General features: G+C 63.2%; 20 protein-coding genes. 6 read left to right on the top strand and 14 right to left on the bottom strand.

Annotation, left to right across the window (positions count from 1 at the left end; all coding sequences use genetic code 11):
- From RHE_RS26320 to RHE_RS26350, 7 genes are all read right to left on the bottom strand, one after another.
- Positions 1-1,542 carry an L-aspartate oxidase gene (locus RHE_RS26320; protein ID WP_011428293.1) on the bottom strand — a complete coding sequence of 514 codons (1,542 nt, stop codon included), beginning with the start codon at positions 1,540-1,542 and terminating at the stop codon, positions 1-3.
- Positions 1,539-2,510, bottom strand: coding sequence for a quinolinate synthase NadA (gene nadA, locus RHE_RS26325; RefSeq protein ID WP_011428294.1), 972 nt, complete (start codon positions 2,508-2,510; stop codon positions 1,539-1,541). Before nadA ends, RHE_RS26320 begins: the two co-directional genes overlap by 4 nt.
- A gap of 69 nt (positions 2,511-2,579) precedes the next feature.
- Complete coding sequence (locus tag RHE_RS26330; protein WP_020923246.1) at positions 2,580-3,476, bottom strand: NUDIX hydrolase; 897 nt, start codon at positions 3,474-3,476, stop codon at positions 2,580-2,582.
- 120 nt (positions 3,477-3,596) lie between these two features.
- Positions 3,597-4,412: a 3-methyl-2-oxobutanoate hydroxymethyltransferase gene (locus RHE_RS26335; protein WP_187331741.1), complete on the bottom strand. Its 816-nt coding sequence runs from the start codon at positions 4,410-4,412 to the stop codon at positions 3,597-3,599.
- Between the two features lie 25 nt (positions 4,413-4,437).
- Positions 4,438-5,664 (bottom strand): NAD(P)/FAD-dependent oxidoreductase, encoded by a 1,227-nt coding sequence (locus RHE_RS26340; protein WP_011428297.1) that lies wholly within the window; start codon positions 5,662-5,664, stop codon positions 4,438-4,440.
- A 10-nt stretch (positions 5,665-5,674) separates the two neighbouring features.
- On the bottom strand, positions 5,675-5,989 hold the full coding sequence (locus RHE_RS26345) for a MocE family 2Fe-2S type ferredoxin (RefSeq protein ID WP_011428298.1): 315 nt from the start codon (positions 5,987-5,989) through the stop codon (positions 5,675-5,677).
- Between the two features lie 22 nt (positions 5,990-6,011).
- On the bottom strand, positions 6,012-7,100 hold the full coding sequence (locus RHE_RS26350) for a fatty acid desaturase family protein (RefSeq protein WP_011428299.1): 1,089 nt from the start codon (positions 7,098-7,100) through the stop codon (positions 6,012-6,014).
- Positions 7,101-7,229: 129 nt separating this feature from the next.
- On the opposite strand from RHE_RS26350, the gene RHE_RS26355 reads away from it, so the two are divergent.
- On the top strand, positions 7,230-8,258 hold the full coding sequence (locus RHE_RS26355; protein ID WP_011428300.1) for a LacI family DNA-binding transcriptional regulator: 1,029 nt from the start codon (positions 7,230-7,232) through the stop codon (positions 8,256-8,258).
- 163 nt (positions 8,259-8,421) lie between these two features.
- Complete coding sequence (locus tag RHE_RS26360; protein ID WP_011428301.1) at positions 8,422-9,234, top strand: TIM barrel protein; 813 nt, start codon at positions 8,422-8,424, stop codon at positions 9,232-9,234.
- A 59-nt stretch (positions 9,235-9,293) separates the two neighbouring features.
- Here the strand turns inward: RHE_RS26360 and cobM are convergent, their stop codons facing one another.
- Positions 9,294-10,052: a precorrin-4 C(11)-methyltransferase gene (gene cobM, locus RHE_RS26365; protein WP_011428302.1), complete on the bottom strand. Its 759-nt coding sequence runs from the start codon at positions 10,050-10,052 to the stop codon at positions 9,294-9,296.
- 4 nt (positions 10,053-10,056) lie between these two features.
- Entirely contained in the window at positions 10,057-11,289 is a 1,233-nt protein-coding gene (locus RHE_RS26370; RefSeq protein ID WP_011428303.1) for a bifunctional cobalt-precorrin-7 (C(5))-methyltransferase/cobalt-precorrin-6B (C(15))-methyltransferase, read from the bottom strand.
- Between RHE_RS26370 and RHE_RS26375 the strand changes: the two genes are divergently transcribed.
- Complete coding sequence (locus RHE_RS26375) at positions 11,288-12,058, top strand: cobalt-precorrin-6A reductase (protein ID WP_011428304.1); 771 nt, start codon at positions 11,288-11,290, stop codon at positions 12,056-12,058. The genes RHE_RS26370 and RHE_RS26375 overlap by 2 nt on opposite strands.
- Here RHE_RS26375 and RHE_RS26380 read toward each other — a convergent pair.
- The 5 genes from RHE_RS26380 to cobF all read right to left on the bottom strand — a co-directional run bounded on the left by RHE_RS26380 (position 12,022) and on the right by cobF (position 16,353).
- Complete coding sequence (locus tag RHE_RS26380) at positions 12,022-12,786, bottom strand: precorrin-3B C(17)-methyltransferase (RefSeq protein ID WP_011428305.1); 765 nt, start codon at positions 12,784-12,786, stop codon at positions 12,022-12,024. The two genes, RHE_RS26375 and RHE_RS26380, sit on opposite strands and share 37 nt — an antisense overlap.
- Positions 12,783-13,514, bottom strand: coding sequence for a precorrin-2 C(20)-methyltransferase (locus RHE_RS26385; RefSeq protein WP_011428306.1), 732 nt, complete (start codon positions 13,512-13,514; stop codon positions 12,783-12,785). Before RHE_RS26385 ends, RHE_RS26380 begins: the two co-directional genes overlap by 4 nt.
- Positions 13,511-14,143 carry a precorrin-8X methylmutase gene (locus RHE_RS26390; RefSeq protein ID WP_011428307.1) on the bottom strand — a complete coding sequence of 211 codons (633 nt, stop codon included), beginning with the start codon at positions 14,141-14,143 and terminating at the stop codon, positions 13,511-13,513. Before RHE_RS26390 ends, RHE_RS26385 begins: the two co-directional genes overlap by 4 nt.
- 2 nt (positions 14,144-14,145) lie before the next feature.
- Positions 14,146-15,525: a precorrin-3B synthase gene (cobG, locus tag RHE_RS26395; protein WP_011428308.1), complete on the bottom strand. Its 1,380-nt coding sequence runs from the start codon at positions 15,523-15,525 to the stop codon at positions 14,146-14,148.
- A gap of 63 nt (positions 15,526-15,588) precedes the next feature.
- Positions 15,589-16,353: a precorrin-6A synthase (deacetylating) gene (gene cobF, locus RHE_RS26400; protein WP_011428309.1), complete on the bottom strand. Its 765-nt coding sequence runs from the start codon at positions 16,351-16,353 to the stop codon at positions 15,589-15,591.
- 203 nt (positions 16,354-16,556) lie between these two features.
- Between cobF and repA the strand changes: the two genes are divergently transcribed.
- The 3 genes from repA to repC all read left to right on the top strand — a co-directional run bounded on the left by repA (position 16,557) and on the right by repC (position 20,114).
- Positions 16,557-17,753: a plasmid partitioning protein RepA gene (gene repA, locus RHE_RS26405; RefSeq protein WP_042119915.1), complete on the top strand. Its 1,197-nt coding sequence runs from the start codon at positions 16,557-16,559 to the stop codon at positions 17,751-17,753.
- Positions 17,750-18,745, top strand: a complete 996-nt coding sequence (gene repB / locus RHE_RS26410; protein ID WP_011428311.1) for a plasmid partitioning protein RepB — start codon at positions 17,750-17,752, stop codon at positions 18,743-18,745. The genes repA and repB overlap by 4 nt, the downstream gene beginning before the upstream one ends.
- A 154-nt stretch (positions 18,746-18,899) precedes the next feature.
- Complete coding sequence (repC, locus tag RHE_RS26415; RefSeq protein ID WP_011428312.1) at positions 18,900-20,114, top strand: plasmid replication protein RepC; 1,215 nt, start codon at positions 18,900-18,902, stop codon at positions 20,112-20,114.

Consider the following 20,114-nt stretch of genomic DNA (forward strand, 5'->3'; position numbering starts at 1 on the left):
TCAGGCGCTCCTGGCCAGCGAATAGGGCGGTGTGGCGCGGGCAATCTCCAGCGCTTGGGAAAGGCGCATCCGGCGGCGCTTGATATCGGCGAGCTTCAGAGGAAAATCGGTGCGGGCATGGGCGCCGCGCGATTCCATCCGCAGACCGGCAAAGACGGCGATCAGAAGCGCGACGATGGCCGGATCGGCGGCCGGGCCGTCACTTTCGGCAAGCGGCAGCAGGGCGGCAATTGCGTCCTGGACGGCACCCCCATTGCGCAGCACGCCGAGATGGCGCGAGACGACCGGGCGGACCAGCGATGCGTCGGCCAGCGCCGGCAGCCTTTCGGATTGCAAGGGACTGCCGGTTCGTGCCGGCATGCCCGCTACGTCGCGCGCCGCCCGCATGCCCATCACCGCCGCTTCCAGCAGCGAATTGCTGGCCAGCCGGTTTGCGCCGTGCAGGCCGGTCGAGGCCGCCTCCCCGGCAACCCAGAGGCCGGGAACGGAGCTGCGGCCATTGGCATCGGTTGCGACGCCGCCCATGTGGTAGTGAACGGCCGGGCGCACCGGAATGAGGTCTTTCGCCGGATCGATTCCGGCTTCGCCGCAAAGGGCTGCGATCACAGGGAAGCGTGGAGCGAACCGGCTGCCGAGCGCGTCGCGGGCATCGAGGAAGACCCTGCCGCCGCGGGCGATCTCGGCACTGATGGCGCGCGCCACCACATCGCGCGGCGCAAGCTCGGCGCCCGGGATGCGGGCCATGAACCGTTCACCGCTTTCATTGACGAGCAGAGCCCCCTCGCCGCGCACCGCCTCGCTGACCAGCGCCAAGGGCCTGCGGCGAGAATCGAGCGCCGTCGGATGGAACTGCACGAATTCCATGTCGGCAAGTTCCGCACCCGCCCGTGCCGCGAGCGCAATCCCCTGGCCGAAATTGCCGATCGGATTGGTGGTCGCATCATAAAGGCCGCCGATACCGCCGGTGGCGAGTACCACCTTCGCGGTCGGCAGGATGGCTGCCCCATCCGCGGTCGCGCAGAGCAGGCCGGCGACCTCCTCGCCGTCCATCAGAATCCGCCGCGCTTCGAAGCCTTCGAGCATTGAAATGGCAGGCGACTGCGCCACGGCCCGTACCAATGCGGCGATGATTGCCGCACCCGAGCCATCGCCTTCGGCATGGACGATGCGGCGGCGGTTATGGGCCGCCTCCAATCCGAGCGAGAATTCTCCCGTCGCATTGCGGTCGAAGCGCACGCCGGCCTGTTCCAGCGCGGCAATTGCTGCCGGTGCCTCGGCAATGATGCCCGCCGCGACGGTCCGGTCGCAGAGCCCGTCGCCGGCAGCAAGCGTATCCGCCAGATGAAGCGCCGCACTGTCGTCGGCGCCGATGCTGGCGGCAATGCCGCCCTGCGCCCAGGCGCTCGATGTTTCGGCGCCGAGGGCGGCGCGGGTGACGATGACGGAGGGTTCCGGCGCCAGCGTCAGTGCCGTCATCAGCCCGGCGAGGCCGCTGCCGACGATGACGGTGCGCCCGGCAAGATGATCGAGACGTTCGCTCATATCGCCAGCATCCTTTCGACGGCGCGCCGCGCCGCTGCGGCGATTGCCGGATCGACCGTCACTTCATGGCGGTTTTCCTCAAGTGCGGCGCGAATATTGGTGAGGGTGATCCGCTTCATATGCGGGCAGAGATTGCAGGGGCGGATGAATTCGACGTCGGGATGGTGGACTGCGACGTTGTCGCTCATCGAGCATTCGGTCAGTAGCACGACGCGCGCCGGCTTCTGCCTGCCGACATAATCGGACATCACAGCGGTGGAGCCGGCGAAATCGGCCTCCGCCACCACGTCCGGCGGGCATTCCGGATGGGCGAGCACCGTCACGCCGGGATGGTTTTCACGCAGTTGGCGAACATCGTCTGCGGTGAAGAGTTCATGCACTTCGCAATGCCCATGCCAGGCGATGATCTCGACGTCGGTCTCACGGGCGACGTTGCGGGCGAGATATTCGTCGGGGATCATCAGCACCTTCGGCACGCCGAGCGACTCCACCACCTGTTTGGCATTGCCCGAGGTGCAGCAGATGTCGGAGGCGGCCTTCACCGCCGCCGAGGTATTGACATAGGTGATGACGGGCACGCCGGGATGAGCCTGGCGCAGCAGCGCAATATCCTGCGGCGTGATCGAATCCGCCAGCGAGCAGCCGGCGCCGAGATCGGGGATCAGCACGGTTTTTTCGGGGTTCAGAAGCTTGGCGGTCTCGGCCATGAAATGCACGCCGGCCAGCACGATGACATCGGCATCGACCTCGACAGCCTTGCGGGCGAGCGCCAGGCTGTCGCCGACGATATCGGCCACACCGTGAAAAATCTCAGGCGTCTGATAGTTGTGAGCGAGAATGACGGCATTACGGCGGCGCTTGAGCTCGAGAATGGCGTCCACGTCGTCCGCGAACGACATCCATTCGGCTTTGGGGATGACGCGGCTGACGCGGTTGTAGAGCGAGGATGCGGAAACTGCGTGATTCATGACCGGCTCCTAATTATGCTCGATTTGAGCATATTGTAGGCAAAGACATATTCTCGCTATGAGCATATGTCAATTGCGGGAGAGCGGTAATTTCGTTCCTGCGAGCGCCCGTTCTTCGAGCACGGTGTGGCGGAAGCGGAAGAGCTTGGCCGGTCGGCCGCCGGTTTCGCTTTCCGTTCCGCCGGTTTCCTCGACCAATTCCTGCTGTTCGATGAGCCGGCGGAAATTCTGCTTGTGCAGCGTCAGCCCGGCCAGGGCCTCGATCGTGCGCTGCAGCCGCAGGAGCGTAAAACTCTCCGGCATCAGTTCGAAGACGACGGGGCGGTACTTGATCTTGGCGCGCAGCCGAGCGATCCCGGTCGCCAGGATGCGGCGATGATCGGCAAACATCGCCCGGCCGAGATTGGCTTCCACCCCGCAACCGGCTTCGGCCACCAGGCCGGCTTCATAAAGCAGTTCGTAGCGTTGCAGGGCCAGATCCTCATTCCAGCCGCCGCCGTCGAGGCCGAAGTTGAAGTCGGCACGGCGATGGCGATGCTCCCGCCGGGCCGGATCGGCATCCGCCCAGCTCCTGAGGCGTGCCACGATTTCGTCCAGCACGGCCGGCCTGCCCTGCCGATGGTCTTCCCAGGGAAAATAGTCGTACCAGCCGTGCCATCCCGGTCGGCCGGCGCCCGCCTGCTCGTTGACCAGGCCGAGATAGCTGATCGAGATTGTCCGCCCGCCAAGAATCTCGTTGTTCCGGTCGCGGTCGGCGAAGGTATAGAGTTGTTCGAGATAACCAACCGGGTGCTCGGTCTGCTCCTGCACCCATTCGCGCAGGCCCGATTGCAGGGTTCGATGGCCCATTTCGAATGGGCCCGACGGCAGGGCGTTGCCGGAGCGGATGGTCATGACGCGCGGCTCATCCCCCGTCACCGCGACGAGCACCGCAATCAGTTCCGCATGCGCAAAGCCGATCGTCACAGGGGCCGAATACTCCGTTCCGAATGAATCGAACGGATCATTCCTGCCACAGGCGGCGACGGAAGCCAATGCAACTTTCCCCCTCTCCCCGCTGGGGAGAAGGGACTCGCCGGGCAGGCGTCAGCGCTTGCCCGTCTCGTTGGTCAGCCGGTCGCGGAAAATCTTCAATTCGGCCTCGTCGATACCGACGCAATGACGCTCTTCCGGGTAGGCGCCGGTCCTGACGTCCTCGGCGAATTCGATGAAGGCGGCGATGCGCTCGCGCTGCAGCCGGTCATGTTCAGCGGCGAAGTTGCGATAGACCTTGGCGTGGCGCGGATAATGATCACGATTGGCGCCGAGCACATCGTCGGCGAAGAGATATTGGGCGTCGCAGCCGCTGCCCGCGCCCATCGAGATCATCAGCATCGAGGTGTTGCTGCTGATGGCGGCGGCAACGTCACCCGGCACGACTTCAATTTCGGCGGCGAAGGCGCCGGCCTCCTCGAGCGCTTTGGTCTGCCGCCAGATCTCGGCCGCACTTGCTGCCGTCTTGCCGACGGCGCGGAAGCCTCCGGTCCAGGTGGCTTTCGAGGGGATCAGCCCGAGATGGCCGCAGACGGGGATGCCCTCGTCGCGCAGGCGACGGATCGTCTGCAGGCTCGCGGCGCAATAGACGGCATCACCGCCGGCCTTCAGGGCCGCAAAGGCGGCGCGCAGGTAGTCTTCGGCCGAGACGTGGTCGCCATATTCGAGACCCGGAATGGCAAAGGGCGTGGGGGCGACCTCGCGGAAGACCGGGCCGAGCAGCGACGGTGGTACCGAGACGATGTCGATCCCCGACTTTTCGGCGGCTTCGGCCTCCTCGAGCGAGGTGACGCGCAGCATGGTCAGCTGGCGCTTGCCCTTTTCCGCAAGCAGATCGGCAACGGTTGCACGCTTATGTTTTTTCATCATCAATTCCTTTGAAAATATCGGGGGCTCAGGCGGTCAGAAGGGATTTCAGCTTGACGTTGCTTGATGTCAGCGCAGCAGGGTCTGGATGGGCGCCAGCCGCGATCAACATTTCCGCAAGTCTGATGTCGCGCGCCACGGCATTGCCCGGGCCGATGCCGCTTGCGGCGATCAACCGGCCATCAGCGTCGAGGTGGAAGAGAATGAAGGCGTCCGGTCCGAGGTCGCGGCGCAGATGCAGGACCGCCCCTTCGGCGAGGCCTGATATCTGCAGCGTCATGTCGTATTGATCCGACCAGAACCACGGCACGGCTGAAACGGCTTCGTCGCAGCCGAGCATATTGGCGGCGGCCAACGTGCCCTGCTCCTGGGCATTGCGCCAGGATTCGAGCCTTACCCGCCGGCCGCCATAGATAGGCAGCGGAAAGGAACAGCAGTCGCCGGCGGCAAAAACATCAGGCGCCGAGGTCCGGAGATAGGTGTCGACGGCAATGCCGTTTTCGATTGTAAGCCCCGCCCTTTCGGCGATGTCGACATTCGGCCGCGCGCCAATGCCGACGAGGGCGAGATCGGCTTCTATCACCGCGCCAGTCGATAGTTTGACGACGGCCTTCCCGCTTTCCGCAGTCAATGTCTCAATCGAGACACCGCAGCGGATATCGACACCTTCGGCCCGGTGGCGTTCGGTCAGCAGATGAGCGATCTCGTCCGGCACGCCGCGCTTCAGCACGCGGTCCAGTCCCTCAATGACGGTGACATCGGCGCCAAGCAAGCGCGCCGTCGCGGCAAGTTCCAGCCCGATGAAGCCGCCGCCGATAATGGCGATATGCCCGCCGGACTTCATGGCCTCGCGCAGAGCGGCCGCATCCTCATGGGTGCGAAGCGAACGGATATGCGGATTGCCTTCGGAGGCGCCCGGGAACGATCTCGCGGCCGCGCCCGTCGCCAGCAGAAGCTTGTCGTAGGAGAGTGCGGCGCCATCCGAAAGCAGGACGGTCCGGGAGGCAGGATCGAAATCCCTGGCTTCAAGACCGATCAGCAGCCGGATGCCGCTTTCGGCGTATTTGTCCGCAGCCGCGATGAATTTCGGATCGCCCGCATCGGCGGCAGCCGCCTTCGAAAGCGGCGGCCGTTCATAAGGGTGAAGGGGTTCGGCGCCAACGAGCGTTATCTCGCCGGCAAAACCCTTTTCCCGCAGAGCGAAAGCGGCGCGAGCACCGCATTCGCCCGCACCGAGGATGACGAAATGAGCCACATCAGCCTCCTCAGACAGCGATGAAGACGGTGTCGCCTTCGATCTTGACCGGATAGGTCTTGAGATTGACGCAGACCGGTGCACCCTTGGCTTCGCCCGTCTTGTAGTTGAAGCGGCCGTTATGTTTCGGGCATTCGATGATTTCATCCATCACAAGCCCGTCGGCGAGATGGATATGTTCATGCGTGCAGAGTCCGTCGGTGGCGAAGAATTCGTCGTCGGGGCTGCGGTAGACCGCGAAGGTGCGCCCGCCATGATCGAAGCGGATGACATCCTCTTCGTCGATCTCGTCCTTGCCGCAGACTTCGATCCAGTTTCCGCTCATCTTTGTCCTCCTCGATTTTCGATTATTGCGCCGCCGGCGCCAGTTCGTTGTGGAATTCCTCGCGATAGGGCCGCGCGGTGGCCGGCAGTTCCCGCCTCAGGAAATAATCCTCGTTGCGCAGCTGGCGCAGGAAAGCCGGGATCATCTCGCGGTAGCCCGACCAGATCGACCGGTTCGGCGCCGGCAGATCGTGCTTGATCATTGCGTGCAGCCGGGGCAGCGCGTGATAGGGCACCATCGGGAACATGTGATGTTCGACGTGGTAATTCATGTTCCAATAAATGAAACGGCTGATCGGGTTCATATAGACCGTGCGGCTGTTCAGCCGGTGATCGATGACGTTGTCGGCAAGGCCGCCATGCTGCAGGAGCCCGGTCAGCACGTGGTGCCAGGCGCCGTAGAGGCGCGGCAGGCCGATCAGCATCAGCGGCAGGATCGAGCCGGTGGCAACCGCGACGGCGATCGTCGCGAGATAGATCGTCAGCCAGATGCGGGCGAAGCGGATCGCCTTCGCCTGCTCCATCTCCGGAATGAAGGTCTTTTCCGCCGCGCTGATGATGCCGAAGGCGTTGCGCAGCATGTCGAGGACAGCATGCCAGACGTCGAGAATGCCGAAGAAATTGAGGATCAACCGGAGCAGGTCCGGCGGCCGCATGACGGCGATCTCCGGATCGCGGCCGACGATGACCGTATCGGTATGATGGCGCGTATGGCTCCAGCGCCAGGTCACCGGATTGCGCATGATCATGAAGCAGGCGATCTGGTAGACGGCGTCGTTCATCCAGCGCGTTTTGAAGGCGGTGCCGTGACCGCATTCATGCCAGCGGCTGTCGGAGGCCGAGCCGTAGAGCACGCCGTAAGCGAGGAAGAAGGGCAGCGCGATCCAGGAGCCCCAGAAATAGATGCCGAGACCGGCAAAGACCACCATGCTGCCGAGCCAGATGACCGTGTCACGGATCGCCGGCGCATCGGATCGCTGCATCAGCGCCTTCATCTCCTTGCGGGGAATATCGGTGTGATACCATTCGGCAGCCGCGAGTCCCGTCTCCACCGCGGTGCGGCCGCTTTCCCCGAGCAGATCGTAGTCTCGTTTCTTTGTCTGGATCGCCATTATCCGCCTCCCTATGCCGTTGTCGGGAGAATAGGTTGACTTTGGACGACGCTCAATGCAGGCTTGATGTAATCTATCAAAAGCCATCATGAATGGCTCGCATCCATGAGCGAATACATCAGGGATATCATGCGCCGCCCCACCATCTCCGATCTCGCTCGCGCCTCCGGCGTCAGCGTCGCCACTGTCGACCGCGTTCTCAACGCTCGTCATCGTGTGCGGGAGGAAACGGCGCGGCGGGTCTATGATGCGGCACAGGAGATCGGTTATCATGCCGTCGGCCTCATCCGGCAGCGCGTCTTCGAAGATCTGCCGCAATACAAGCTCGCCTTCCTGCTGCAGAAGCCGACGCAGGCCTTCTATCAGACCTTCGCCCGCGAAATCGAGGCGGCGGCGCGCGCCGTCACCACCGCCCGTCTGCAGATCCAGATCGAATACCCGTCTTCGACAACCCCTGCCGCCATCAACGAAAAGATCAAGTCGCTCGGCGCCCGCAACCAGGCCGTAGCCGTCGTCGGTCCCGACTACCCCGCGGTCACGACTGCGGTGGAGGAGTTGAAGGAGCGCGGCATTCCCGTCTTCTCGCTGCTCTCCGATCTCGCCACCGGCGTGCGTGACGCCTATGTCGGCGTCAACAATCGCAAGGTCGGACGCACCGCCGCCTGGATGATCGCACGGACGGCCGATAAGCCCGGCAAAGTGGCCTGTTTTGTCGGCAGCCACCGCTTCCACGGCCATGAATTGCGGGAGATCGGGTTCCGCTCCTATTTTCGGGAGAATGCGCCGGAATTCGATGTCGTCGAAACATTGATCAACCTGGAGACTGCCGAAATCACCCATGAGGCAACGCTGACGCTGCTGCAGAAACATCCCGACCTCGTCGGGCTTTATGTCTGCGGCGGCGGTATGGAGGGGGCGATTTCGGCGTTCCGTGAAGAGGATGTCGGCGGCCGGATCGTGCTTGTCGTCAATGAGCTGACGCCGGAGAGCAAGGCTGGTCTCGCCGACGATATCGTCACCATGGTGGTTGCCACTCCCCTGCCCGCTCTCTGCAAGGAGCTGTTATCGCTGATGCTCGGCGCGATAGAGCATGGTGAGGCCGCCGTTCCCGGCCAATCCTTCCTGCCATTCGATATCTATATTTCCGAGAATATCTGAGGAGTGATGGAATTCTATCATCGCGCCTGAAATTCTTTCAGCAATGAGGGGAGGACGCCGGCAATGACGGATGGATTGCCCGGCAAATTCGGATAGAGATTCGCTCGCCCATTCACGAGTACCTCTCCGCTTCTGTCGCGGAGACGAGGAGGAGATATCCGTCATGACTTCGATCCGTTTTGCCCTCAACCACATGGCTGCGCCGTCGCTCGCTATCGATGATTTCTTCGCGCTGGCAAAGTCGCTCGGCATCGACTCGGTCGAGATCCGCAACGACCTTTCCGGCAACGCAATTCTCGACGGCACCAAACCCGAAGCGATCAGAGAAGCCGCCGCCCGCCACGGGCTGACGATCATTTCGATCAACGCCCTGCAGCGTTTCAACGAATGGAATGAGACGCGTGCCAAGGAAGCGCGGGAACTGATCGATTATGCCGCGGCCTGCGGCGCCAAGGCGCTGGTCCTCGTCCCCAAGAACGACGGCACCGGCTGCGCCGACGGCGAACGCCAGGCCAATCTGCGCCAGTCCCTGGCAGCACTGAAGCCGATGCTTGATAAAGCCGGCATCATCGGCCTCGTCGAGCCGCTCGGTTTCGAGATCTGCTCGCTGCGTTCGAAGACCGAGGCGGCCGAGGCGATCAGGGAACTCGGCGCGCAGTCGATCTTCAAGCTCGTTCACGACACCTTCCACCATCACCTTGCCGGCGAAGCCGCGACCTTCCCCGACCTGGCCGGCCTGGTGCACATTTCCGGCGTCAGCGATCCCTCCGTTTCCGTTGCCGATATGCGTGACTCCCATCGCGTACTCGTGGACGGCGACGACCGGCTTGACAATGCCGGGCAGATCAAGGCGCTGCTGCAGGCAGGCTACAAGGGTCCGTTCTCCTTCGAACCCTTTGCTGCGGAAGTTCATGCGGTCAAGGACCCGGCCGCTGCGCTGCGCGCCAGCATGGATTATCTGACCGCGCGGGTCTAAGACCCACGGGTACGCTTCTCTTCATGATCGGCCGCCGGCGAGCGGCCGATCATGAGACGTTATTCCCGGCCCCTGAACCGGCGCTGATAGGCCGGATCATAGAGCGAGCTCTCGCGAAAATCTTCCGCCGCGAGCGACGGTCCGACGAAGATGATCGCCGTGCGTTCGATCGGTTCGGCCGCAACCTTTGCCTCGATATCGGAGAGCGTGCCGGAGAGGATGCGCTCGTCCGCCCAGGAGGCCTTGACGACGATGACGATCGGGCAGTCCGCGCCGTAGAGCGGCGTCAACTCGTCGACCACCTGCTTCAGAGCATGGATCGCCAGATGGATGGCCAGCGTAGCGCCCGTCGCGCCGAATTTCGCCAACGTCTCTTCATTCGGCATCGGTGACGCGCGGCCGGACACACGGGTCAGCACCACGCTTTGAGCGATGGCCGGGATCGTCAGTTCGCGCCCGAGTGCCGCGGCCGCAGCCGCAAAGGCCGGAACACCCGGGGTCATCGTATAGGCGATGCCGTGCTTCTGCAGCCGGCGCACCTGCTCGGCGACCGCGCTCCAGACGGAGAGGTCGCCGGAGTGCAGCCGGGCGACGTCCTGGCCGGCGGCAGCGGCTCGGAGAAATTCCGCCTCGATCTCATCGAGCGACATCGGGGCAGTATCGACGATGCGCACGCCAGTTGGGCAATATTGCAGCAGTTCCGGCGAGACGATCGAGCCGGCATAGAGGCAGACCGGGCACCGGGCAATGAGATCGCGGCCACGCACTGTGATCAGATCCGCAGCGCCCGGCCCCGCGCCAATGAAATGCACCGTCATCCCGTTATCCTTTCGTCCAGCGCCATTGCGTCACCGGCATCGCCGGCCGCCAGCCGCTCATGCTGCCGAGCGGCGCAGCGCGCGATATTTCGATCCGCGTGAGGGAGCCGCCACGTTTTGCATGTTCGGCGATCAATACCGCTTCCATCTCAAGTGTCACGGCATTGGCGACGAGCCGGCCTCCCCGCTTCAGTGTGGCGATGGCCGTGTCGATGACATCAGGATCGCTGCCGCCGCCGCCGAGAAAGATCACATCCGGTTCCGGCAGGCCTTGCAGCGCATCGGGCGCTGAGCCCTCGACGACGGCGAGATGCGGCACGCCGAGGGCGGATGCGTTGCGGGCAATCCGCGCCGCCCGCTCCGGCGATTGCTCGACGGCGATCGTCTTCAGGCTGGGATCGGCCAGCATCCATTCGATGCCGATCGATCCCGAGCCGGCGCCGACATCCCAGAGCAGTTCCCCGTGACGTGGCGCAAGCGCCGAAAGCGTCAACGCCCGGATCTCCCGTTTGGTGATCTGACCGTCATGCTCGAACAGATCATCCTCGAGACCTGCGGCAAAAGGCAGGATGCGAGCCCTCTCCCCTGCCGCAACCTCAAGCGCGCAGACGTTCAGGGGATCGATGTCAGTGAGATCGAAATCCGCCGCCACGGCGCGTTTCTGTCGTTCCCGCGCACCGCCTAACGCTTCGAGCACGGTAAGTCTCGACTGACCGAAGCCGGTTGCGACAAGCAAGGCAGCGAGCTCGCCAGGTCCCTTCTCATCAGAGGTCAGAGCAATGATGCGCCGCCCGGGGTGCAGATGCGGTCGGACCAGGTCGAGCGGGCGTCCGTGCAGCGAGATCGCCGTCACGTCCTGTTGCGGCCAGCCGAGCCGCGAGGCGGCAAGGCTGAAGGCCGACGGCGCCGGAATGACACGCATCTCTTCGGCCGATACACGGCGGCAGAGGGTTGCGCCGACGCCATAGAGAAACGGATCGCCGGAGGCGAGCACGACAACAGGCGTGCCGCGCCTTTCAAGAACAGCATCGACCGAACGCTCGAAGGGGCTCTGCCAGGCAAGCTTTTCGCCCGATATCAGCGATGCGGCAAGCGCGTGGTGCCGCGCCCCGCCGAAGACCGCGGGTGCGATGGCTATCAGCCTCTTCGCCTCCTCACCCAGCCCTGCTGGACCATCTTCGCCGATGCCGATAATAGTCAGCCAGGGCTGGGTGCAAGTGGGAAAGACATCAGACATGGGAAGACTTCGCATCCTGATCCTCGGCGGCACCGGCGAGGCGCGCCTGCTCGCCGAAGCGCTCGCAGCGCGTGACGATTGCGATATTCTGCTGTCGCTTGCCGGACGTACCGAGAGACCGGCCGTGCAGCCTGTTCCGGTCCGTATCGGTGGTTTCGGCGGTGCCATGGCGCTGGCCGATTTTCTGAAAGCCGGCGGCTACGGGCTGCTGATCGACGCCACGCACCCTTTCGCCGAACGAATTTCCAAAAATGCCGGCATCGCGGCCAAAGCCGCCGCTGTCGCTGCGATCGCTCTGCGCCGCCCCGAATGGCAACGATTGCGGGGTGATCGCTGGCGGAAAGCGCAGAGCATTCCGGCGGCCATCGCGGCGCTCGGCCAATCTCCCCGCCATGTCTTCCTGGCGACGGGCCGGCAGAGCGCTCACCACGCAGAAGCGGCGCCGCAACATCACTATCTCATCCGCAGCGTCGACCCCGTCGAACGAACGCTTAGGCTTCCGAATGCCATATACATTCTCGATCGCGGCCCCTTCACGCTGGAAAGTGAATGCACTTTGCTGAGACAGCATCATATCGATGTCATCATTGCCAAGAACAGCGGCGGCTCCGCCACCTATGCGAAGATCGAGGCGGCCCGTTTGCTCGGCATCGAGGTGATGATGATAGCGCGCGCGCCGTCGCCGATCATCACATCGGTGGAAAGCGTCGAGGCGGCGCTTGCGTCGATCGATCACCTCTTCCCCCCCGCCATGAAACGTGGCGTGTAGACCAGATCCGGCTTGCCGGGGCGGGTGACGATCCGCGTTTCGGCGGAGCCGATGATGATACAGGTCGCCATATCGGCAATCGATGCGTCCGCTTGCGATAGCGGCTGCACCGCGATGTGCTCGTTTACCCGCCCGGCCGCACGGCCGAAAATTACCGGCGTCGTTGCCGGCAGATGGTGGCGCAGCAGCTTGAAAGCCTCACCGAGTTGCCACGGCCGCGCCCGGCTGATGGGATTATAGAGCGCCATGACGAAACCTGCTCGTGCCGCCAATTCAAGCCTGTTTTCTATGACATTCCAAGGTTTTAAGTTATCTGATAGCGATATTGCGCAGAAGTCGTGACCAAGCGGCGCCCCGGCTCTTGCGGCCACCGCCAGCATCGCCGTGACACCGGGCAGCACGGTAAGATCGACGGCGCGCCACGCCGCCGGCCCGTTCTCGATCGCCTCGCAGACAGCAGCGGCCATGGCGAAGACACCGGGATCGCCGCCGGAGACGATGCAGACATTGGCGCCATCCGCTGCCATGGAAAGCGCCGCCCCTGCCCTGTCGAGCTCCTCGCGATTATCCGACGCATGCCGCAGCTGATCGGAGCGGAGCTGCAGCCGGTCGAGATAAGGTCCGTAGCCGAAGAAATCCGTCGCCGCCTCGACAACCGCCAGCGCTTCCGGTGTCATCTGCTCGGGATTGCCGGGGCCGGTGCCGATGACGAAAAGCCTGCCACTCATCGGCTGCCCTCCCAGCCCGGCACCAGCACGAGCGAGAAATAGGGGGCATCGCCGTCGCTCTTGTCGGCAAGCTTTTCCATCGCCGCATTCGCCATGGTGCCGCGCTCGACATAGAGCGCGTCCGCAAGCCGGCCTGCGGCCGAAAGCGCCCGGCGGATCTTCGGCAGATTGCGGCCGACCTTCATGATGACGGCGGCCTGCGTATCGACAAGGCGCCGCGTCAGCTCGGTCTCGGCCATCGTACCGGGCAGTACGGAGAGCACGTCGTCGCCCTGGACGATCGGCATGCCGGCCAGCGACCAGCAGCCCGACATGGCGCTGATGCCGGGGATCACTTCGGTGAGGTAGTGCTTGGAGAGCCTGACATGCAGGTGCATATAGGAGCCGTAGAAGAGCGGGTCGCCTTCGCTGAGAACGGCAACGGTCCGCCCGGCGTCGAGATGCCCGGCGATGTCCCTTGCAGACCGGTCGTAAAACTCGGTGATCAGGCTATGATAGCGTTCGTCGTTTTTGTCGATCTCGGTTGTGACAGGATAGTAGAGCGGCAGCAGCGTCACCGCTGGTTTCAGCAGAGGCTCGACGATCGCCTTGCCGTTGCCACCCCTGCCCTGCTTGGCGAAATATGCGATGACGTCAGCGCTTTCGATGGCACGCACGGCCTTGAGGGTCAGAAGCTCCGGATCGCCGGGCCCCGTGCCGACGCCGATGAGACGGCCTGATGTCATCATAGGCCAGGCCTCGCCAGCGCATTGATGGCGGCTGCCGTCATGGCGCTTCCACCGAGCCGGCCGCGCACGATGGCAAAGGGGACGCCATAGGAATTTTCCGCCAGCGCGTCCTTCGATTCCGCCGCGCCGACGAACCCGACGGGCATGCCCAGGATCGCCGCGGGTTTCGGCGCGCCGTCGCGCAGAAGTTCTAGAAGATGGAAGAGGGCGGTCGGCGCGTTGCCGATCGCGACAATGCTCCCGCCGAGCCGATCGAGCCAGAGATGCATGGCGGCGGCCGAGCGTGTATTGCCGATCTCGCGTGCGCGCTCCGGCGTTGCGGGATCGCGCAGTGTGCAGATCACCTCGTTGAGCGCCGGCAGCCGCGCCCGTGTGACGCCGTGCGACACCATTTCCGCATCGCAGAAGATCGGCGCGCCGGCCGTCAGCGCGTCGCGCGCGGTGCTGACGAAATCGGTGGAAAAGATGAAATGCTTCGCCGCTTCCACGAGCCCGCAGGCATGGATCATGCGAACGGCGATTTCAGCCTCGTCTTCGGTGAAAGGCGAAAGATCGGCCTCGGCGCGGATGATCGCAAAGGAACGCTCGTAGATCGCGTCGCCGCTGCGGATGTAATCGTAGTCTGGCATTCCTATTCCTGTCGCGGCGCTTTCGAAACGCTGGTTGCGCCAAGCCGTGTAAGGCAGGCGGCGGCCGATTCGCCAGCGCGCCTGTTGTCTTCGATGGACCGGGCGAGCCTCTCTATAGCGAAATCGATCGCACCGCCAGCGATCCGTTCATCCGGCAGATCCGAAGCAAGCCCGTTGAGGATGAGGCCGAACCCATCCGCCGATCCGGTCAGGGTCAGCGCCGGCCGGGCGTGAGCACAGCCTTTCGAACAGCCGGAGAGATGGACCGTCAGGGATCCGTCGAAGAGAACGGGTGCTGCGGCCATAAGGCGGCGCCCCAGGGCTCTCGTCTCGTAGAAGGCAGAGCCGCAGGCGCCCGCGCCGGCGCAGGCTGCGACATATTCGCTTTTTTCGCCGGGGTGCACGCTGAAGCCGTGTTGGCTCGCGGTGATCTGCAGAGCCGGCGCCGCATCTGCCGGAAAGCCGGTGAAGAAGAAGCCACGTCCGGGGGCAAGTCTGATGGCTGTTGCGCCGCGAGCTTTTGCGTCATCGAGCAGGGCGGTCAGATCGGACGCCCGCATCTGGCCGAATTCCGGCCGCATGCCAAGCACGTGTCTTCCGTCCTTCAGCCGGTGCAAGCCGGAAAGCGGCACCTTCGCTCGATGTAACTGACGAGATCGGATGGCATCCATCGCGGGAAAGCGCCTCCGCAGAAGGGCCGGATCGATATCCCTTGCCCGCCTGCTCTGCCCGACCGCCAGCAGATCGAGAACCTCTCCAGCGGCTGATATTGCAGCCTCTGCGGCACCCGTCGCGACCGGCAATGCCGTCTCGCCGTCGCCGTTGATCGCTACGAGCCATTGTGCGCCGGGTTGCGCGACGATACGGATATCGGCCGAAAGCGCCGACAAGCCGAATGCGCCGCCGCCGTCGATGATGAGCGAGAGTTTTGGCGCGAGCCGCGGCGAGGCGAGCAGCTCTCCGAACTTGCTGCGCAATGTCTTTTCCAGCGCTGCCGGATCGTCCGTTTCCTCCGGATCGATGCCGTGCAGCGGCGATATTTCGATTGCCGGCCCGTCCGGCACGGCGATCCCGGCGGCATCGATATCGGCGGCGAGACGCCTCACGGTCTCGGCCCGCAATCCGCGGATCTGCAGGCTGCCGCGTGCGGTTATTTCCACGATGCCGTTTCCATGCTCCGCGGCCGAGCGGGCAAGGGCTGAGAATTGCGATAGCGTCAAGGCGCCGCCGGCAGGACGCAGCCGTACGAGCAAACCATCGCCGGTCGGCATCGGTGCGGCAAGGGCCGGGCAGGCGCCGCGCGGGTGTGGCTTCGCCGGCGGCCGGTCATCGAGATCCGCCTCGCCTGTCCTCTCGATTGCCTTGGCGGCCTTCGTGCCCATTCTCAATCCTCTGATCATCTCTTACATGATCGCGGCCGGTGCGGCAAAACATGACGCTGACGGCTACTCCTCGAAGTCGCGTCCCTTGCGCAGCAGATATATGTCCATGATCCAGCCGTGCCGCTGCCTCGCCTCGGTCCGCAGCGCCTGAATGTCGGCTGCGATGTCTGTAAGCCGCCCCGACCGGATGATCTCGTCCCCGGTGCCGAGATAGGCGCCCCAGAAGATCTCGGCGTCGGCATCGTCGATCTTCGCAAAAGTCTGTTCGCCATCGAGCATGACGACCGTGCTGCCGCCTCGAAGTCCATCCCGCGCCAGCCGCCGCCCAGTGGTGATCTCGACCGGCTCGCCGACGAGGTTGAGCGGGATTTTGTGGCTGGCCGCCAAAGCCTGGATGCTGGTGATGCCGGGAACGACACTGTAGTCGAATTCAATGCTGTTTGCTTGGCGCACGCGTTCGATGATGCGTATCGTGCTGTCGTAAAGACTGGGATCACCCCAGACGAGAAAGGCGCCGGTGCCGCCGTCCGGCAGGCCCGAGATCAATTCTCCATAGATGTCGGCGATCTCGCCGTGCCAGGCATCGACACTTTGTGTGTAGGTTCTGTCTGCGGTCTGCCTTTGCGGCACCTGGAATTCCACGGTTCGGACAGCTGGCCGAGTGACGTAGCGCTCGCAGATCTCCCGCCTGATCTCGGCGAGCTCTTCCTTGTCGGCGCCCTTGAGCGGCAGGAAGATCACCTCGGCGGCGTTCATCGCTTTGATCGCCTGCATAGTGACGTGCTCCGGATTGCCCGTGCCGATTCCGATGATGTTAATATGCTTCAAGCGGATATTTCCCCGTGGGTCCAAGCGGTCTTGCCGAAAAACCGGGCTGGCCGCAAGGGCGGGGCAGGAAGTTGGCCGCGGCCAACTCGGCCCGCCGTGGCGGCTTGACCCCTATTGTTGCCGTAAATCCCGAATCGTGTCACTTTCGATACGCTTTTTGACGCTATGTTGACAGAAAAGCGCATCGAAAAGGATTGGGTGTTTTGGACAACATTAGCGTATCGACGACAGACGTGCGGATCGAGCGGCATGCGAACCAGCTCTCGCGGCAACTGAAGCTTCTCCGCGACAAGCTGTTTCCGCCGCTTTCGCAGAAGACGCTGCGCACATTCTCTTCCGGCGAAGCCGCCCAGATGATCGGCGTTTCCGACGGTTATCTTCGTCAGCTTTCGCTGGACGGCAAGGGGCCGCAGCCGGAACTTTCCTCGAATGGTCGACGCTCCTATACGCTCGGTCAGATCAATGAATTGCGCCATTATATGGCGAATCTCAAGCCGAAGGATGCGCTGAGCTACCTCCCGTGGCGACGTCGAGGCGAAAAGCTGCAGACGGTCGCCGTCACCAATTTCAAGGGCGGTTCGGCCAAGACGACGACGACGCTCTATCTGGCGCAATATCTGGCGCTGGAGGGTTACCGGGTGCTGGCGATTGATCTCGACCCGCAGGCCTCGCTTTCCTCCATGCTGGGCGTTCAGCCGGAATTCGATCTTTCCGACGGCGATACGCTTTATGGCGCCATTCGCTACGATGCGGCCCGTAAGTCGCTGAAGGAGATCGTTCGCAAGACCTATTTCGATGGACTCGATCTGGTGCCCGGCAATCTCGAGCTGATGGAATTCGAGCATGAGACGCCGCGGGCGCTCAGTGATCGCCAGAAACCGGCCGAGCTGTTTTTCCGTCGCGTCGGTGTCGCTATCGCCGAGGTGGAGGCCGATTACGATGTGGTGGTGATCGACTGTCCGCCGCAGCTCGGCTACCTCACTCTCGGCGCCGTTTGCGCCGCCACGTCGCTGCTCATCACCATCCACCCGCAGATGGTCGATGTCGCCTCTATGTCGCAGTTCCTGCTGATGACCTCGGATCTTCTCTCTGTCGTTCGCAGGGCCGGCGGCGACCTGCAGCACGACTTCATCAAATATGTCGTCACCCGCCACGAACCCTTCGATGCGCCGCAGTCGCAGATCGTTGCGCTGCTGCGCAGCCTGTTCGGCGACGATGTGCTGACGGCAACCATTCTCAAATCGACGGCAATCGCCGATGCCGGTCTGACAAAGCAGACGCTTTACGAAATCGAGAAAGGGCAGGTGCGCCGCTCGACATATGACCGGGCGCTGGAATCGGTCAACGCTGCCAATGGCGAGGTTCTTGCCGGCATTCACAAAGCCTGGGGCCGCACATGAGCAGACGCGATCGCCTGAAAGGTCTTTTCGACGATACGGCGCAGGAGTTGGCCGCGGCCAACTACGAGGAGCCTTCTTCGCGCGGATCGGCCGGTCCGGTGCGGACAATGGCGCTGACCCTCGGCCGCATGGAGGAAGAGAGCAGGGCGCTGCAGGAGGCTTTGCTCTCCGGCGAGCGCATCGTCGAACTCGATCCCGATCTGATCGATTCTTCCTTCGTCCGCGACCGCCTTGCCGACCAGCCGCTCGATCTTGAGGATGAGCTGGTGCAGTCGATTGCCGACAATGGCCAGGAAGTGCCGATCCTTGTTCGGCGCCATCCCGAAGACGGTGAGCGTTACCAGATCGCCTACGGCCATCGCCGGCTACAGGCTATCAAGCTGCTCAAGCGCAAGGTGCAGGCGATCGTCCGTCAGCTCGACGACACCGATGTCGTTATCGCGCAGGGCATCGAGAATTCGGCGCGCCGGAATCTTTCTTATATCGAACGCGCCGTCTTTGCTCTCACTCTCGAACTCAAGGGCTTTGAGCGTCCGGTCATCATGAAGGCGCTGTCCACTGATAAGACGGAGCTGTCGAAGCTGTTGTCGGTCGCCAAGGCCATTCCGGCCGAGATCGTCAGGTCGGTGGGGGCCGCACCGGGTATCGGACGACGCAAGTGGATGGCACTTGCTCAGGACTGGAATGGGACGACGGCGGCGCGGCTTGCGAAGCTGATCGCCTCGGATGGGTTCAGGGCGGAGGAGAGTGACCGCCGGTTCGAACTTCTGGTCGCCGAACTCGCCAGGAAAGAGGCGAAGCCGGAGCCCACCGAATATGACTGGAAGCCGAAGAGCGGCGGCAAGATTGCCGGCCGAATCAGGAGCGCCGGCAATTCCTTTACAATCGCGTTGAAGACCGGCGATGCGCCGGATTTCGGCGCTTACATTTCACGCCGTCTCGATGAGCTTTACGAAGCCTATCAGGCCGGCAAGTTGCAAGCAGGAGAGTAGGCCGCAAAAGAAAAAAGCCTCCGAACGTTGCCGTCGCGGAAGCCTTTCTCATATCTGGACAATCTGAGAATCGCACTTCCTCGAATCAGTGTCAAGCATCTTCGGCATCCTTTTGGGTGGTAGATTTCTTTTGCCTTGAAAAAAGGTGAGGGACATGGAGCCTCAATATGTATCGACGCCCTTCGGGCGGCGGTCGATGACGCTTGGCATGCTGGCAAGTCAGGAAAGGGCCAGCAGGATCGATCCGGACGCGTCGGTCGACAAATGGAAGATCTTTCGCGCGCTCTGCGAAGCAAAAGACGTGATCGGCGTGTCCGACCGCGCGCTTGCCGTTCTCAACGCGCTGTTGACCTTCTATCCGAAGAACGAGATTACCGAAGCCAACGGCTTCGTCGTCTTTCCTTCGAATGAGCAGCTGTCTCTGCGCGCCCATGGCATGGCCGGCACCACGCTGCGGCGAAACCTGGCAATGCTGGTGGAAGCCGGCCTGATCATCCGGCGGGACAGTCCGAATGGAAAACGTTTTGCCCGCCGCAACGGCGAGGGCGGACTTGGGGAAGCCTTCGGCTTCAGCCTGGCGCCACTCCTCGTGCGTGCTGGCGAGATCGAAGCTCAGGCGGCGCAGGTGCTTGCCGACAAGCTCGAATGGAAGCGCCTGAGGGAGCGGCTGAGCCTTTGCCGGCGTGATATCGCCAAGCTCATCGAGATCGCGCTGGAAGAGGAAATTGCCGGCGAATGGATCGAGATGCAGCAGCATTTCAATCGCCTCTCGACAAGCCTGCCGCGCCGCCCATCGACGGCGGAGATCCAGAGCCTGCTGACCGATCTCGAAGCGTTCCGCGAACTGATCATCAAAACGCTGGAATCGAAGACGAAAGCAGAAAAAACAGACGCCAATGACAGCCAGAGCGGTTGGCACATACATAATTCAAACCCACACCACACATCTGAACTTGAACCAAGCTTCGAAACGAAGCAGGGCGCAAAGCCGGAGGAAGAACCGCGGCCGTGGCGGGAGCCGCCGAAATCCTTCCCCCTTGCCATGGTGCTGCAGGCCTGCCCCGAGATTGTTGCCTATGGGCCGGGCGGCGGGATCGGCAGCTGGCGGGATTTGATGGCCGCCGCCGTCGTCGTCCGTTCCACCCTAGGCGTCAGTCCCAGCGCCTATCAGCAGGCCAGCGATGTCATGGGACCGGAAAATGCTGCCACAGTGATCGCCTGCATTCTGGAACGCGGCGGCCATATCAATTCGGCGGGCGGCTATATGCGTGATCTGACGCGGCGGGCAGAGCGCGGTGAATTCTCGCTCGGTCCGATGCTCATGGCGTTGATGCGGGCCAATGGTCCGATGGCGAGAAAAACGGGATGA

The organism is Rhizobium etli CFN 42, assembly GCF_000092045.1.
GTDB lineage: Bacteria > Pseudomonadota > Alphaproteobacteria > Rhizobiales > Rhizobiaceae > Rhizobium > Rhizobium etli.